This is a genomic window from Bradyrhizobium centrosematis (assembly GCF_045571495.1).
Classification (GTDB): Bacteria; Pseudomonadota; Alphaproteobacteria; order Rhizobiales; family Xanthobacteraceae; genus Bradyrhizobium; species Bradyrhizobium centrosematis.
On the sequence record NZ_CP120703.1, the window covers coordinates 2,165,847 to 2,178,210 of the forward strand.

At 63.7% G+C, this 12,364-nt stretch carries 13 protein-coding genes and 1 other RNA gene; 4 read left to right on the forward strand and 10 right to left on the reverse strand.

Going from position 1 to position 12,364, the window contains the following annotated elements; translation table 11 throughout:
• The first annotated feature begins 15 nt into the window (after positions 1 to 15).
• Positions 16 to 255 carry a hypothetical protein gene (locus P6U31_RS10340; RefSeq protein WP_407188112.1) on the forward strand — a complete coding sequence of 80 codons (240 nt, stop codon included), beginning with the start codon at positions 16 to 18 and terminating at the stop codon, positions 253 to 255.
• A gap of 473 nt (positions 256 to 728) precedes the next feature.
• Positions 729 to 956, forward strand: coding sequence for a hypothetical protein (locus P6U31_RS10345; RefSeq protein WP_407188114.1), 228 nt, complete (start codon positions 729 to 731; stop codon positions 954 to 956).
• A 376-nt stretch (positions 957 to 1,332) separates the two neighbouring features.
• On the opposite strand, the gene P6U31_RS10350 is transcribed toward P6U31_RS10345, so the two are convergent.
• From P6U31_RS10350 to ssrA, 10 genes are all read right to left on the reverse strand, one after another.
• Entirely contained in the window at positions 1,333 to 3,039 is a 1,707-nt protein-coding gene (locus P6U31_RS10350) for an ATP-binding protein (protein WP_407188115.1), read from the reverse strand.
• The gene (locus P6U31_RS10355) at positions 3,036 to 4,550 is read right to left on the reverse strand and encodes an ATPase domain-containing protein (RefSeq protein WP_407188116.1); all 1,515 of its coding nucleotides are present in this window, start codon (positions 4,548 to 4,550) and stop codon (positions 3,036 to 3,038) included. The genes P6U31_RS10350 and P6U31_RS10355 overlap by 4 nt, the downstream gene beginning before the upstream one ends.
• A gap of 241 nt (positions 4,551 to 4,791) precedes the next feature.
• Positions 4,792 to 5,289, reverse strand: coding sequence for a GNAT family N-acetyltransferase (locus P6U31_RS10360; RefSeq protein WP_407188118.1), 498 nt, complete (start codon positions 5,287 to 5,289; stop codon positions 4,792 to 4,794).
• A 215-nt stretch (positions 5,290 to 5,504) separates the two neighbouring features.
• Entirely contained in the window at positions 5,505 to 7,376 is a 1,872-nt protein-coding gene (locus P6U31_RS10365; protein WP_407188119.1) for a ferrous iron transporter B, read from the reverse strand.
• Between the two features lie 38 nt (positions 7,377 to 7,414).
• A complete protein-coding gene (locus tag P6U31_RS10370; RefSeq protein ID WP_247322433.1) occupies positions 7,415 to 7,690 on the reverse strand; it encodes a FeoA family protein in 276 nt (91 codons plus the stop codon).
• A gap of 120 nt (positions 7,691 to 7,810) precedes the next feature.
• A complete protein-coding gene (locus P6U31_RS10375; RefSeq protein ID WP_128927250.1) occupies positions 7,811 to 8,062 on the reverse strand; it encodes a ribbon-helix-helix domain-containing protein in 252 nt (83 codons plus the stop codon).
• A complete protein-coding gene (locus P6U31_RS10380) occupies positions 8,059 to 8,247 on the reverse strand; it encodes a DUF4169 family protein (RefSeq protein ID WP_407188121.1) in 189 nt (62 codons plus the stop codon). The genes P6U31_RS10375 and P6U31_RS10380 overlap by 4 nt, the downstream gene beginning before the upstream one ends.
• Before the next feature lie 280 nt (positions 8,248 to 8,527).
• Positions 8,528 to 9,961 (reverse strand): class II fumarate hydratase, encoded by a 1,434-nt coding sequence (gene fumC / locus P6U31_RS10385; protein ID WP_407189813.1) that lies wholly within the window; start codon positions 9,959 to 9,961, stop codon positions 8,528 to 8,530.
• Between the two features lie 89 nt (positions 9,962 to 10,050).
• Positions 10,051 to 10,569 carry an SspB family protein gene (locus P6U31_RS10390; RefSeq protein ID WP_407188123.1) on the reverse strand — a complete coding sequence of 173 codons (519 nt, stop codon included), beginning with the start codon at positions 10,567 to 10,569 and terminating at the stop codon, positions 10,051 to 10,053.
• A 115-nt stretch (positions 10,570 to 10,684) separates the two neighbouring features.
• Positions 10,685 to 11,051: a transfer-messenger RNA gene (gene ssrA / locus P6U31_RS10395) on the reverse strand.
• Positions 11,052 to 11,146: 95 nt separating this feature from the next.
• Between ssrA and P6U31_RS10400 the strand changes: the two genes are divergently transcribed.
• Together P6U31_RS10400 and P6U31_RS10405 are read left to right on the forward strand one after the other, a co-directional pair.
• Entirely contained in the window at positions 11,147 to 11,752 is a 606-nt protein-coding gene (locus P6U31_RS10400) for a chromate transporter (protein WP_407188124.1), read from the forward strand.
• Positions 11,749 to 12,279, forward strand: a complete 531-nt coding sequence (locus P6U31_RS10405) for a chromate transporter (RefSeq protein WP_407188126.1) — start codon at positions 11,749 to 11,751, stop codon at positions 12,277 to 12,279. Before P6U31_RS10400 ends, P6U31_RS10405 begins: the two co-directional genes overlap by 4 nt.
• The last annotated feature ends 85 nt before the right edge of the window (positions 12,280 to 12,364 follow it).

Below are 12,364 nucleotides of genomic sequence, written 5' to 3' on the forward strand. Positions count from 1 at the left end.
AGGGGAGTATCTGCAATGTTGCCTCAATTCGGCACCTCCGTTCGCAAGAAGAGCCTCACCAACCCAGTCGCCGATCTCGCCGGCGGAGCGCCCGACAAGGCTTCGGTCGATGCCGCCTGGCTCGCGCTCGAAGCCGCCAACGATCTCGGCGACCATGCCGCGATCGAAGCCTGCCGGCGCGTCATCGACGCCGAGCTGAACGGCACGGCAGCCCGCAGCGCGGATGTCGATCTCGTGCTGGGATATTTCCGGTAAGCTGTCGACACTGTCATTGCGAGCGCAGCGAAGCAATCCAGACTGTCTCCGCGGAAAGATTCTGGATTGCTTCGCTTCGCTCGCAATGACGGAGTGCAGAGCGTCGTCCTCCTTCACACCGTCATCAAGCTCTTGATCGCGCGCCGCTCGTCCATGGCGCGATGTCCTTGCCACCTCCGACCGCGGCAGCATCAGGTCGAACACCTTGCCCGGCTTGATCTTGCCGACGAGAACGCGGTCGATCAGGTCCTGCAGGCAGCAGCGGGCCGGCACCGGCCTGCCAGAGCATGCGGCGCGGCGTGAAAAATATCGTCTCGCCTTCGAAGGCCGCGCCCTGGGGTGTGAGAGCCAGCATTTCCGCAAGGCACCCCTTCGATCCCGAATGGGCATGCGTCGAGTTCGCGCAATCGAAAGCATGCTATCGTACTACCTGGGATAGCACTCGCTAATCCCCGGATTTGGGAGAGATAGTCATGAAGACCTTCGCGTTTCTCGTCGTCGGGCTCGCTGTCGTAACCCTGTCGATGCCGGCAGCCAATGCTCAATACAAGTGTTCCTGGAGCGGGGGCACCATTTCCTCGGTCCCGTGTGCCAAGCGTTACGCCGTCAATTACGAAGCGTGCCGAAAATACGTCATTGAGCATGGCTCCACCTCGGCCGACGCCATGTGGTGGTGCACGAGCCAGGGTTACACGAAGTAGTTGCCCAGAAGTAGCTGGCCAAGTGATTTGATAGGCCGAGGCAAATCGATTGATGTCGGCCGGAGGCCGCCTCGCCGGGCGGCCCCATCCTTGCGTCCAAATGGAAGAAAGCTCGCCGAAGCGGGGCCTCCTTGTAGGCTCGCTCGCATCAATCGTCCCAATGATGATAACGACGGATCACGACGCCGCAGTCCTAGTCGGTATCAGCCACGGTGCGCTGCTTCATCTGTTCCTCCTTCGTCGCGAGTCAACGATCGCCACCATCGCCTGTTGCAACGACAGCCCGCAGCGCGGATGTCGATCTCGTGCTGGGATATTCCGGTAAGGCTCCTGCTTGCGCGCGCAGACTCGAGCGTCGCGTAGTTCGCGACGACTCTCAGCAGGAGTTCGAGCGTTTGGAGCCTGCATCGCGCCGAAGACCTGACTTCGCGGCGCTCAAAGCCGCAGCAAGCTCATCGATGTGATAGGGCTTGCGCAGGATCTCGATTCCCGCGCTCTCCGCTTCATGAACCGAGGCTTCGGCGTATCCGCTGGTCAGCAATATCGGTATGTCGCTTCGTCTCTTCCTGATCTCGCGCGCCAGCTCGACGCCGTTCATGCCGCCGGGCATCATGATGTCGGAAAAGATCAGATCGATGGTACGGCCGTCCGCCAAGGCACCAAGCGCTGCCGCGGCACTGGAAGCCTGTGTGACCTCGTAGCCGAGCTGACCGAGCATCTCGCTGACCAGCGCGGCAACCTCGTTGTCGTCCTCCACCAGCAGGATCTGCCCCTGATTGCTCTTTTTCGGGCGCACCCTGGTAAGGTCGATGAGGTGTCGCTCGCCGGAAGGAGTTTCGAAGGATCGTGGTAAGTACAGCTCGATGCGCGTGCCCCGGCCGACCTCCGACCGAATTCGCACCGTGCCCCGCGACTGCGTCGCAAATCCGTGGACCTGCGCGAGCCCAAGTCCCGATCCCTTGCCGACATCCTTGGTCGTGAAGAACGGCTCGAACACGCGCGAGAGAATCTCCGGAGGCATGCCGACGCCTGTGTCGATGACAGACAGGCAAACGTAGTCGCCGGCGATCTCTCCATCGTTCAGATCGGGTAGATTTTCCCCGCGCACCACGATCGTACCGCCATTGGGCATGGCGTCGCGCGCGTTGACGGCCAGGTTGAGAATGACGAGCTCGAGCTCTCCAGGATCGACTTCGACCGGCCAAAGCTGCTCCGGAAAGTCGAATTCGACGTGGACGTCACCCCTCAGGCTGCGATCGAGCAGTTCCCGCATCCCGCCGATCTGCATGGCGACGTCGACGGGCTCCGGCCGGAGCTTCTGCCGCCGGGAGAAGGCCAGGAGTTGCTTGGTCAGGCTCGCCCCGCGCTGCGCCGCCTGGATCATGCCTTCCATCAGGCGACGACGGCGATTCGGATCGGCTTGGCGGTCGAGCATGTCGAGGCCGCCGGAAATCACCATCAAGAGATTGTTGAAGTCGTGGGCCACGCCGCCGGTGAGCTGGCCGATCGCTTCGATCTTCTGAGCCTGGCGCAGCGTCTCTTCCACACGAGCACGCTCTTCCATTTCGAGGCGAAGCTGCTTGTTGGCTTCTTCCAGGGCCTTCGTCCGCTGGATCACCAGCTTCTCAAGCTCCTGCGCCGTCTGCTCGCGTGCCTCCAGCAGTGCCCGGATCTCGTACTGACGCCGGCGGGCCCGCAGCGCGGATTGGACGGTGCTCGTCAGCGTGATCGGCTGAACCGGCCGTTCGAGCAGCGAAACGTTGCGGAGAAGCTCGACGATGCTGCGCCGCCAAGCGACGACCGCAGGCTGTGCCCGATGGCTGGTGAGGACGACGAAAGGGAGGTCGGACCAAGGCGGTTGGTCCGCGATCCATTGCGCCAGCGGCCCGGTGTCCTTCCCGAACAACCCTTCTTCGGCCAAGAACACTGTGCCGACGCCGGCAGTCATTTCGCTGACGAGTTCGAGCAGGCTTCTGCAGGTGACGGCCACGAGGTTCGCGCCGCGCAAAAGCTCGGCCGATGCCGGTCCGTCACGCCCGATCGGAGCAAAAATGAGGACCCGGTGATCCCGGTCTGCGCTCATTCAACCGGTCCTTCAGGGAGTGCCGTGCCGGTATAGTGCGGATTGCCGGAAAAGATGCCGCTGAACTCCCGGAGTGGCGGGCCGAGCCTGATCCCGGAACCGCCGAGCCGGAACTCGCGGATGCTATGCTCGTGATTGCCGCTGCGCTTTTTGACGACCGACAGGGCGCGCCGCACCGTTCCGCCGAACTCGAAGTAACGCAGCATCAGCACCGCATCGCTCAGATAGCTGAGGTCCAGCGGTGTATCCATCGGGCCGACCAGCCCGTGCTGTGCCAGGATCAGGATGGTGAGCACCCCCTGCTGAGACAAGAAACTGAGGAGCTCATGCATTTGCAGGACGAGAAACCGCTCATCCGGCATCGCGCTCAGATAGCCGTTGAGGCTGTCGATGACGATGACGCTGGCGTTGTCGACCTCGACGCTCCTGCGCACGTTCGCCGCGAACTCGCCCGGTGATAGCTCGGCAGGATCGATCTGCTGAAACCGAATTCGTCCCGATTCGATATGCTTTTGCAGAGGGAGGCCGAGCGTTCGGGCGCGAGCTTCGACCGTGCCGCGGCCTTCGTCGAAGGCGAAGAATACGGCATGCTCGCCACGCTCGGCGGCCGCGATCGCATAGGTGAGCGCGACCGAAGACTTGCCCACGCCCGCGGCGCCGATCAAAAGCGCGTTGGTGCCGCGATCGAGACCGCCCCCCAGCAGCTGGTCCAGCTCGGCGTTGCCGCTGGACACGAATTCACCGACAAACGACTTGTGATGTTCGGCGGCGACGAGCCGGGGGAATATCCGCAGGCCCCCTTGCGCGATCGTGAAATCGTGGAAGCCGCCGCGAAAGCGGATGCCGCGCATCTTGATCACGCGAAGCCGCCGCCGTTCGGCACCATAGTCCAAGGCAAGCTGCTCGAGCATCACCACGCCGTGCGCGATCGAATGCAGTTGCAGATCATCCTGGGAGGATGACAGATCGTCGAGGAGCACGACGGTACAGTTGCGATTGGTGAAGAAGTGCTTCAGGGCCAGAACCTGGCGCCTGTAGCGGAGCGGGTTCTGGGCCAGCAGCCGCAATTCGGACAGGCTGTCGAGCACCACGCGGGTGGGGTTGATCCGTTCGACCTCCTTGAAGATCAGACCCGTGGTCTCGCTCAGCTCCATCTCGGCGGGATGGAAAACCGTGAGCTCGCGCTCCGGATCGAGCGTCGTTTCCGGCGGCACCAGCTCGAAGATATCGACGCCGTCCAGCGACCAGCCGTGGCGCTGCGCCACCAGAGTGAGTTCGCGCTTGGTCTCGGAGAGCGAAATGTAGAGGACGCGTTCGCCGTCGCGCACGCCGCGGAGAAGGAATTGGAGCGCAATCGTGGTCTTGCCGGTGCCAGGCCGCCCCTCATAGAGATACATCCGATTGGCATCGAAACCCCCACCGAGGATATCGTCCAGACCTTCGCTGCCGGTCGAAACTCGCGGCAAATCCTTACGGTCGCTGTCTGCAGCAGCCTTGGATAGACCGGTCATCGGACCCCCCTCACGAACCCTTAGAAAACCCCCCTTTGCTGCGGGCGTCAGGCCCCGGGGCTGGACCGAACGAGGTCCATGCAAGGAACTCACGACGGGAAATCAAGTTCCCCGGCGGGTGCACTGCCGCGGGGACCGACGGACCGTTCCGTTCGGATCCAGACTGTGACCACAACTCACGCCGTGTCGGTTCAAAATTGAACACAACCGCGGGGGTGCTGCGTCACGCTATCCAAGACGCTCACCGCCGGATGCGATAGATCACCACGTCCTCGCCTTTGCGGTTCGTGCTCCGCTCGAGCAGATAGCCCGATTTCTCCAGCACGTGGCGGGATGCACCATTGGCGACATTCACGATGCCGATCAGGGACGGCAGCTTCAATTGCGACAGGCCGACATCCGTGATCGCGGCCGCGATCTCGCTTGCAAATCCCCGGCCCCAGAACGCGCGCTTGAACGCGTAGAGGATCTCGATCTCGTCGACATCGTCGACGAGAATATGCCGAATGCCCGCACGTCCTGCGAATGCGCCATCTTTCGTTCGCAGCGTCCAGAGTCCGAAGCCGTGCTGGTCCCAATGGGCCATGTTGGTCGCGAGATAGGTCTTCGTGACCTCGGCCGTTCGCACCCCGCCGAGAAAACGGGAGACTTCGGCATCGAGATGCAGCGCGACGAGGTCGGCGAGATGATCCTCGTGCAATCGTTCGGCGGTCAGGCTGTCGGTGCTGAAATGGTCCATGGAGACAGTCACCGCAGCCGTGGCGGGTCGTCGGTCATGCGGCTATTGCTGCGAGCTGATGATGGCATCATGCCCCTGTTTTGCCCGACGGGTCAATCAGGCGGGCTCCCTCCGAGCTGCGGTCGAATGACGTCTCGCACAGGCGCAAGCCTTTGATTTCACAACCCCCGTCTACTGTGCATGGGGTTGTTTTCGCAGTTTTTGTTTTGAGGAAGCTAGCCCGCGCCCAGCGCGACCGCGACGTTGTAGGTGACGAGGCTCGCCGCATAGGCCAGCACCAGCATGTAGCAGAAGGTCACGGCCATCCAGGCCCAGCTGCCGGTCTCGCGCCGGATCACGGCCAGCGTGGACGCGCATTGCGGGGCGAAGATGTACCAGGCCAGCATCGACAGCGCGGTCGCAAGCGACCATTTCGTCGCCAGCACCTGGCCGATCTGCTCGGCCGCTTCCTTGCCGCCCTCGATCGCGTAGACGGTGCCGAGCGCTGCGACCGCGACCTCGCGCGCCGCCATGCCCGGGATCAGCGCCACCGCGATCTGCCAGTTGAAGCCGACCGGGGCGAGCAGCGGCTCGAGCGCCTTGCCGATCATCGCAGCGAGGCTGAAGTCGATCGCGGGCTCGGTTGCGCCCGCAGGCGGCTGCGGGAACGAGGCCAGGAACCAGATCAGCACCATCATCGAGAAGATCGTGGTGCCGGCGCGGTACAGGAACATCTTGGCGCGGGTGAAGATGCCGATCGCGACCGATTTCAGGCGCGGCAATTTGTAGTCCGGCAGCTCCAGCATGAACGGCGCCGGGGCATAGTCGCGGATCATGAAGAACTTGATCACGAACGAGACCAGCAGCGCGCTGACGATGCCGGTGGCGTAGAGCCCGAACATCACGAGGCCCTGCAGGTTGATGAAGCCCCAGACGTCCTTGGCCGGAATGAAGGCGGAGATGATCAGCGTGTAGACCGGAATGCGCGCCGAGCAGGTCATCAGCGGTGCGATCAGGATCGTGGTCAGCCGGTCGCGCTTGTTGTCGATGACGCGCGTCGCCATGATCCCCGGAATGGCGCAGGCAAAGCTCGAGAGCAACGGAATGAAGGCGCGGCCGTGCAGGCCGGCGCCGCCCATGATGCGGTCCATCAGGAACGCGGCGCGCGCCATGTAGCCGAAATCTTCCAGCAGCAGGATGAACAGGAAGATGAGGATGATCTGCGGCAGGAACACGATGACGCTGCCGACGCCGGAGATCACCCCGTTCTGCAGGAAACTCTGCAACAGGCCGTCGGGCAGGGTGGCCTGCACCATCTGCCCAAGCGCGTCGAAGCCGGACTTGAGCAGGTCCATCGCCGGTTGTGCCCAGGCGAACACCGCCTGGAACATCACGAACAGGATCAGCGCCAGCACGATGAGGCCGCCGACGGGATGCAGCACCACCGCGTCGATCCGCGCGGTCCAGGTGTCGGGCCTCGCAGGCAGGCTGACGCAGTCGGCGATGATGCGGTCGGCCTCGCGCTGGGTCGCGCGCAATTCGGAGACGGTGAGCGCGCGCCAGCTGTTCTTCTCCGCCTCGGCGGCGAGCTTGGCCGAGATCTCGTCGGTCAGCTTCAAGAGGTCGGCGGTGCCGCCCTTGCGCACCGCGATCGAGGTGACGACAGGCAGGCCGAGCTCCTTGGCGAGCCGCTCGACGTCGACCGTGATGCCGCGGCGGGCGGCGATGTCGAACATGTTGAGCACCAGCACCATCGGCCGTCCCGTGCGCTTGAGCTCGAGCAGCAGGCGGATGGTCAGCCGCAGATTGGTCGAGTCGGCCACGCACAGCACGAGATCGGGCACGGCCTCGCCGGAGGCCTTGCCGAGCACGAAGTCGCGGGTGATCTCCTCGTCTGGGCTGCGGCCGCGCAGTGAATAGGTGCCGGGCAGGTCGACCACCGAGACCTGGCGTCCCAAGGGCGTGACGAAGAAGCCTTCCTTGCGCTCGACGGTGACGCCGGGATAGTTCGCGACCTTCTGCCGGCTGCCGGTCAGGGCGTTGAACAGCGACGTCTTGCCGCTGTTTGGCGTGCCGACCAGGGCGAGATGCAGCAGGGGTGCTTCCATGGGATCAAGGGCCTGCGGGCAGTTATCCGGTCGCTGTCTTAGGCGACGATGATGGCCATGGCTTCGCGCCGGCGGACTGCGATCGTGATGCTGTCGACCCGGACCGCGATCGGATCGCGCCCGACCAGCCCCTCGTGCAGGACCTCGACCCGGGCGCCCTCGACGAAGCCGAGCTCGATCAGGCGGCTCTCGAGCTCGATGTCCGAGAGCGCCGAGCCCGCCTCGCGAACGGAAAGGTGCTGGATGACGCCGGTATAGCCGCGCTGGGCCAGACCCAGCGGCATGTGCGGGCGCGTGTCATTGGTGTCGGTCATGCCCTGTATTTTCAACGCAAGGCATTGAGGTCAAGCGGGCGCGCTCGTTGAAACCGCACCTTAGAGTGATTTTAAGGTACGGCCGGCGGGCGCCGTCCAAGGCGCCCCCCCGGCGGCGGGTTACTGGGCCGGGACCTTGTCCGGCTGGGTGGCCATGGCCCGGCTCTTGAAGTAGTCCAGCACGAACAGGCGGATCGCCGACGACAGATTGCCCTGCTGGCGGTTGTTGTCGATCTCGCCGACCAGCTCGGACAGCGTCATGTTGCGCAGGCCCGAGATTTCCTTCATGCCGTTCCAGAACGCCTCTTCCAGGCTGACGCTGGTCTTGTGCCCGGCGACGACGATCGACCGCTTCACGACGGGCGACTTCATGGCTGCTCCTCGCGATCGATCTGATGCTGGTCCAGATGCGCCTTCGCCTTGTCCGCGCGCGCTTCCTCCGCCGAGCGTTCCGCCTTCGTGCGACCGAACTTCGTTCGGTTGGCGTCCGCCTGCTTCGCCGAGGCTTCCCGCTCGGCGCGCTTCCTGAAACGATTCAGGTTGATGACGTTCCCCATGCCGCGTCTCCATCATCCGATCCTCGTCAGGTTGGATGAAACATTCAGAAACAGGGTGCCGCGTTGCGCCCCAAAAGACTTGATCGCCATTCGCTCGTCCTCGTCAATCGGCCCCTCGGACCATCAAACGATGAATTTTGCCCCCGTCGAGGGGCGGAAGGGCTGCGTAGCACGCCGTCCCGCCAGAACATTGACGGTAATCAAATCCCGCCCCCAAAGCCGCACATTTCTGGGCGTCGGGGCTCCGTATCATTACGGATGGCTATCGGAATTCGGAATTTTATCCCGGGCTGGTCATCTTCTCGGGGCGCACCAGGCGATCGAACTCCTCGGCCGACACGAAGCCGAGCCGTAGCGCCTCCTCCTTCAACGTGGTGCCGTTGGCATGGGCCGTCTTGGCCACCTTGGCGGCATTGTCATAGCCGATCTTCGGGGCGAGCGCCGTCACCAGCATCAGCGAGCGCTGCATCAGCTCATTGATGCGCTTTTCGTCGGCACGGATGCCGTTGACGCAATGCTCGATGAAGGATCGCGCCGCATCCGCCATCAGGCGGATCGAGTGCAGCATGTTGTAGGCGAGCACGGGCTTGTAGACGTTGAGCTCGAAATGGCCCTGGCTGCCGGCGACCGTGATCGCGGTGTGATTGCCGAACACCTGACAGCACACCATGGTCAGCGCCTCGCACTGCGTCGGGTTGACCTTGCCCGGCATGATCGACGAGCCCGGCTCGTTCTCCGGCAGGATCAGTTCGCCGAGCCCCGAGCGCGGGCCGGATCCGAGCAGGCGGATGTCGTTGGCGATCTTGAACAGGCCTGTCGCGACCGAATTGATGGCGCCGTGGGCCAGCACATAGGCATCGTTCGAGGCCAGCGCTTCGAACTTGTTGGCGGCGCTGGTGAAGGGAAGCTTCGTGATTGCGGCGACGTGCCTTGCGAACAGCTTGGCAAAGCGCGGCTTCGAATTGAGGCCGGTGCCGACGGCAGTGCCGCCCTGCGCCAGCGGATACAGGTCCTTCACCGCGACCTTGAGCCGGGCGATGCCGCTCTCGACCTGCGCGGCATAGCCGGAAAATTCCTGACCGAGCGTCAGCGGCGTCGCATCCTGGGTGTGGGTACGGCCGATCTTCACGATGCTGGAGAATTCCTTCTCCTTCTTGCGCAGCGCGCCGAGCAGCTCACCGAGCGCAGGGATGAGATCTGTGGTGATGCGGCTTGCGGCCGCGATGTGCATCGCGGTCGGGAACGAATCGTTCGACGACTGGCTCATGTTGACGTGGTCGTTGGGATGCACCGGCTTCTTGGCGCCGAGCTCGCCGCCGAGCAGCTCGTTGGCGCGATTGGCGATCACCTCGTTGAGGTTCATGTTGCTCTGCGTGCCGGAGCCGGTCTGCCACACGACGAGCGGGAAATGATCGTCCAGCTTGCCGTCGATCACCTCGCGCGCGGCGCGGATGACGGCATTGGCGCGGCGTCGGTCCAGCAGGCCGAGCTCCAGGTTGGACTGCGCCGCGGCGAGCTTGACGATACCGAGCGCGTGCACCAGTGCGATCGGCATGCGATCCGTTCCGATGCGAAAATTCTGGCGCGAGCGTTCGGTCTGCGCGCCCCAATAGCGATCGGCGGGGACCTCGATGGGTCCGAAACTGTCGGTTTCGGTGCGGGTCGCGGGGCGGGCGATCTTCGAGCGGGAAGCTTTGGCCATGAGCACATCCATTCCGCCGCGCGAAACGCCGCGCGGCCTCTTCATGTGCTTCTCTATATAGGCAGTTTGGCTTGGCGCGACGGCTTCGCGGCCAACCTAGATCATTTCTTGCGGAAACGATCGAGCCGCACCACTTCGGCGCCGCCCTGGCTCGGCGGGGGCGGCTCTTCCGCGCTCTCCGCCTTTTCAGCGGCAGCCGCGGGCACCGATACGGCCGAAGGGGCAGGGGCCGCCGGCAAGGTCTCCGGTGCGACCTCGGCGACGTCGGAGGTATCGAAGGTGAGTCCGAATTTGACGGACGGATCGAGGAAGCTCTTGATGGCGCTGAACGGCACCACCAGCCGCTCCGGAATGCCGCCGAAGGACAGGCCGACCTCGAAGCGGTCCTCGAGCACGGTCAGGTCCCAGAACTGGTGCTGCAGGATGATCGTCATCTCTTCCGGATATTGCGCGAGCAGCCGCGGCGACAGCTTCACGCCCTCGGCCTTCGACACGAAGGTGATGAAGAAATGGTGCTCGCCGGGCAGGCCATGGGTCGCGGCATCGGTCAGCACCTTGCGCAGCACGCCGCGCAGCGCGTCGCGGGCCAGCACATCGTATCGGATATGATCGGTCGCCATGGTGGTCCTGTTGCATCCCCGAAGCCGGACCCCGCGGGCTCGACTCGCCAAGCCGCAATAATATCGTGCCTGACGGGTCAGCAGGAGTCCCCGCCGGGTAAGAAATAGAAAGGCAAGTGGAGGCTTCTGTTGCCAGGTGCCTCCGAACCCCGCCTAGCGGAGCTTAACCCGCTAGGACTTTAGAGTGGTCTTTCAAACTGCGTTACGCAGCCTGAGCAACCGGAGCAAAGTTGTCGTTGGCAACTATTGCAGTAGCCCGATAACGGCGGAACAATACCGGGAAAAAGTACGCCCTTTACGCCCTCGTCGATCCTATTTCGCCCCCGCCAAAGCCCGCTTCCGGGTCCGCCCATCGGTGGGCTTTGGTGGAGGCGCCGGGTACCGCCCCCGGGTCCGAATGGTTTATTGCGACGACCGTTTATTTCCATAGCCGGCGAACCGGCATCCCCAATATAGGGGGCAAAGGTTTCGAAAAACAGGGGTTTTGAGCGGCGACGTGCGGTTCCTTTTGGATAGGTTCCGCCTGGCGGCTGATCCGATCTTGGTCACCCTGCGACCGCCGTTCTAAGCTTCTGAGATGTCCACCGATTCAGCACCGGCCGCGCAAGAGCCGGACCAGCCGGCTTCGCTTGCCGCTTCGCCCAGCCTGACCGGACTGTTCGTGGCCTTCGCCAGGATGTCGCTGGTCGGTTTCGGCGGGGTCCTGGTGTTCGCCCGGCGCGCCATCGTCGACCAGCACCGCTGGATGACGGCGGACCAGTTCAACGAGACCTTTGCACTCTGCCATTTCCTGCCTGGGCCCAACATCGTCAATCTGTCCATGGTGTTCGGATCACGGCTGCGCGGCATGGCCGGCGGGGTTGCGGCTTTTGCCGGGCTGTTGCTGCCGCCGACCCTGATCATGACGGTGCTCGCGATCATCTATGCCCGGTTTGGCGATTTCGACGTGCTGCGCCGCTGCCTCGCCGGCGTCTCCTGCGCGGCGGTCGGCCTGTTGATCGCAGTCGTCTTCCGCATGATGACGCCGCTGCTGAAGCGGGCGACCCCTCTCGCGCTGATCCTGATGCTCGGCGTGTTCCTCGCCATCGGCGTGCTCCGCCTGCCGCTTCCCGCGGTGCTGCTGGTCGCGATCCCCCTCAGCATCGGCGCCAATTTTTTCCTGCGGCGGAAAGTAGCAGCATGAATGCCGAGAACCCGATCTGGGCGCTGATCTTCACCTTTGGACTTATGTCGCTGTTTGCGGTCGGCGGCGCCGCGGCGGCGGTGCCCGAGATGCACCGCATCGCGGTCGAGGCGCAGCATTGGATGACCGACAAGCAGTTCACCGACGCCTATGCGATCGCGCAGCTCTCGCCAGGTCCAAACGTGCTTATCGTGACGTTAATCGGCTATGCCGTCGCCGGCATCCCCGGCGCGCTGGCGGCGACGCTGGCGATGTGCCTGCCGACCGCGCTGCTTGCCTATTATGTCAGCCGACTGCTGAATCGGCCCAGCCAATCGCGCTGGCCCGGCCTGATTCAGGCTGCACTGGTTCCACTCTCGATCGGATTGATGGCCGCGAGTGCCCTGATTCTGGCCCAGTCTGCCGATCGCACAATTGCTGCACTGCTTCTGACCGTGGTGGTTGCGGTGATCGCATCCGTCTCGCGCCTCAATCCACTGTGGCTGCTGCTCGCAGGAGGGCTGTTGGGTTTTGCTGGCATTGTGTAACGAAAATCGCTAGGCAGTGGTCCGGGCGGGGGATCCATTTCCAGCCGATTTAGAACAACAGTGCTCGTGACTTACGGGTCGCGGA

Bases quoted from the DNA above. Each gene is read 5' to 3' on its own strand.
- P6U31_RS10370 (WP_247322433.1), bottom strand. From the start codon at position 7,690: ATGACCGACACCAATGACACGCGCCCGCACATGCCGCTGGGTCTGGCC.
- P6U31_RS10400 (WP_407188124.1), top strand. From the start codon at position 11,147: ATGTCCACCGATTCAGCACCGGCCGCGCAAGAGCCGGACCAGCCGGCT.
- P6U31_RS10355 (WP_407188116.1), bottom strand. From the start codon at position 4,550: ATGACCGGTCTATCCAAGGCTGCTGCAGACAGCGACCGTAAGGATTTG.
- P6U31_RS10390 (WP_407188123.1), bottom strand. From the start codon at position 10,569: ATGGCGACCGATCATATCCGATACGATGTGCTGGCCCGCGACGCGCTG.
- P6U31_RS10375 (WP_128927250.1), bottom strand. From the start codon at position 8,062: ATGAAGTCGCCCGTCGTGAAGCGGTCGATCGTCGTCGCCGGGCACAAG.
- P6U31_RS10345 (WP_407188114.1), top strand. From the start codon at position 729: ATGAAGACCTTCGCGTTTCTCGTCGTCGGGCTCGCTGTCGTAACCCTG.
- P6U31_RS10365 (WP_407188119.1), bottom strand. From the start codon at position 7,376: ATGGAAGCACCCCTGCTGCATCTCGCCCTGGTCGGCACGCCAAACAGC.
- P6U31_RS10360 (WP_407188118.1), bottom strand. From the start codon at position 5,289: ATGGACCATTTCAGCACCGACAGCCTGACCGCCGAACGATTGCACGAG.
- P6U31_RS10380 (WP_407188121.1), bottom strand. From the start codon at position 8,247: ATGGGGAACGTCATCAACCTGAATCGTTTCAGGAAGCGCGCCGAGCGG.
- P6U31_RS10340 (WP_407188112.1), top strand. From the start codon at position 16: ATGTTGCCTCAATTCGGCACCTCCGTTCGCAAGAAGAGCCTCACCAAC.
- fumC (WP_407189813.1), bottom strand. From the start codon at position 9,961: ATGGATGTGCTCATGGCCAAAGCTTCCCGCTCGAAGATCGCCCGCCCC.
- P6U31_RS10350 (WP_407188115.1), bottom strand. From the start codon at position 3,039: ATGAGCGCAGACCGGGATCACCGGGTCCTCATTTTTGCTCCGATCGGG.
- P6U31_RS10405 (WP_407188126.1), top strand. From the start codon at position 11,749: ATGAATGCCGAGAACCCGATCTGGGCGCTGATCTTCACCTTTGGACTT.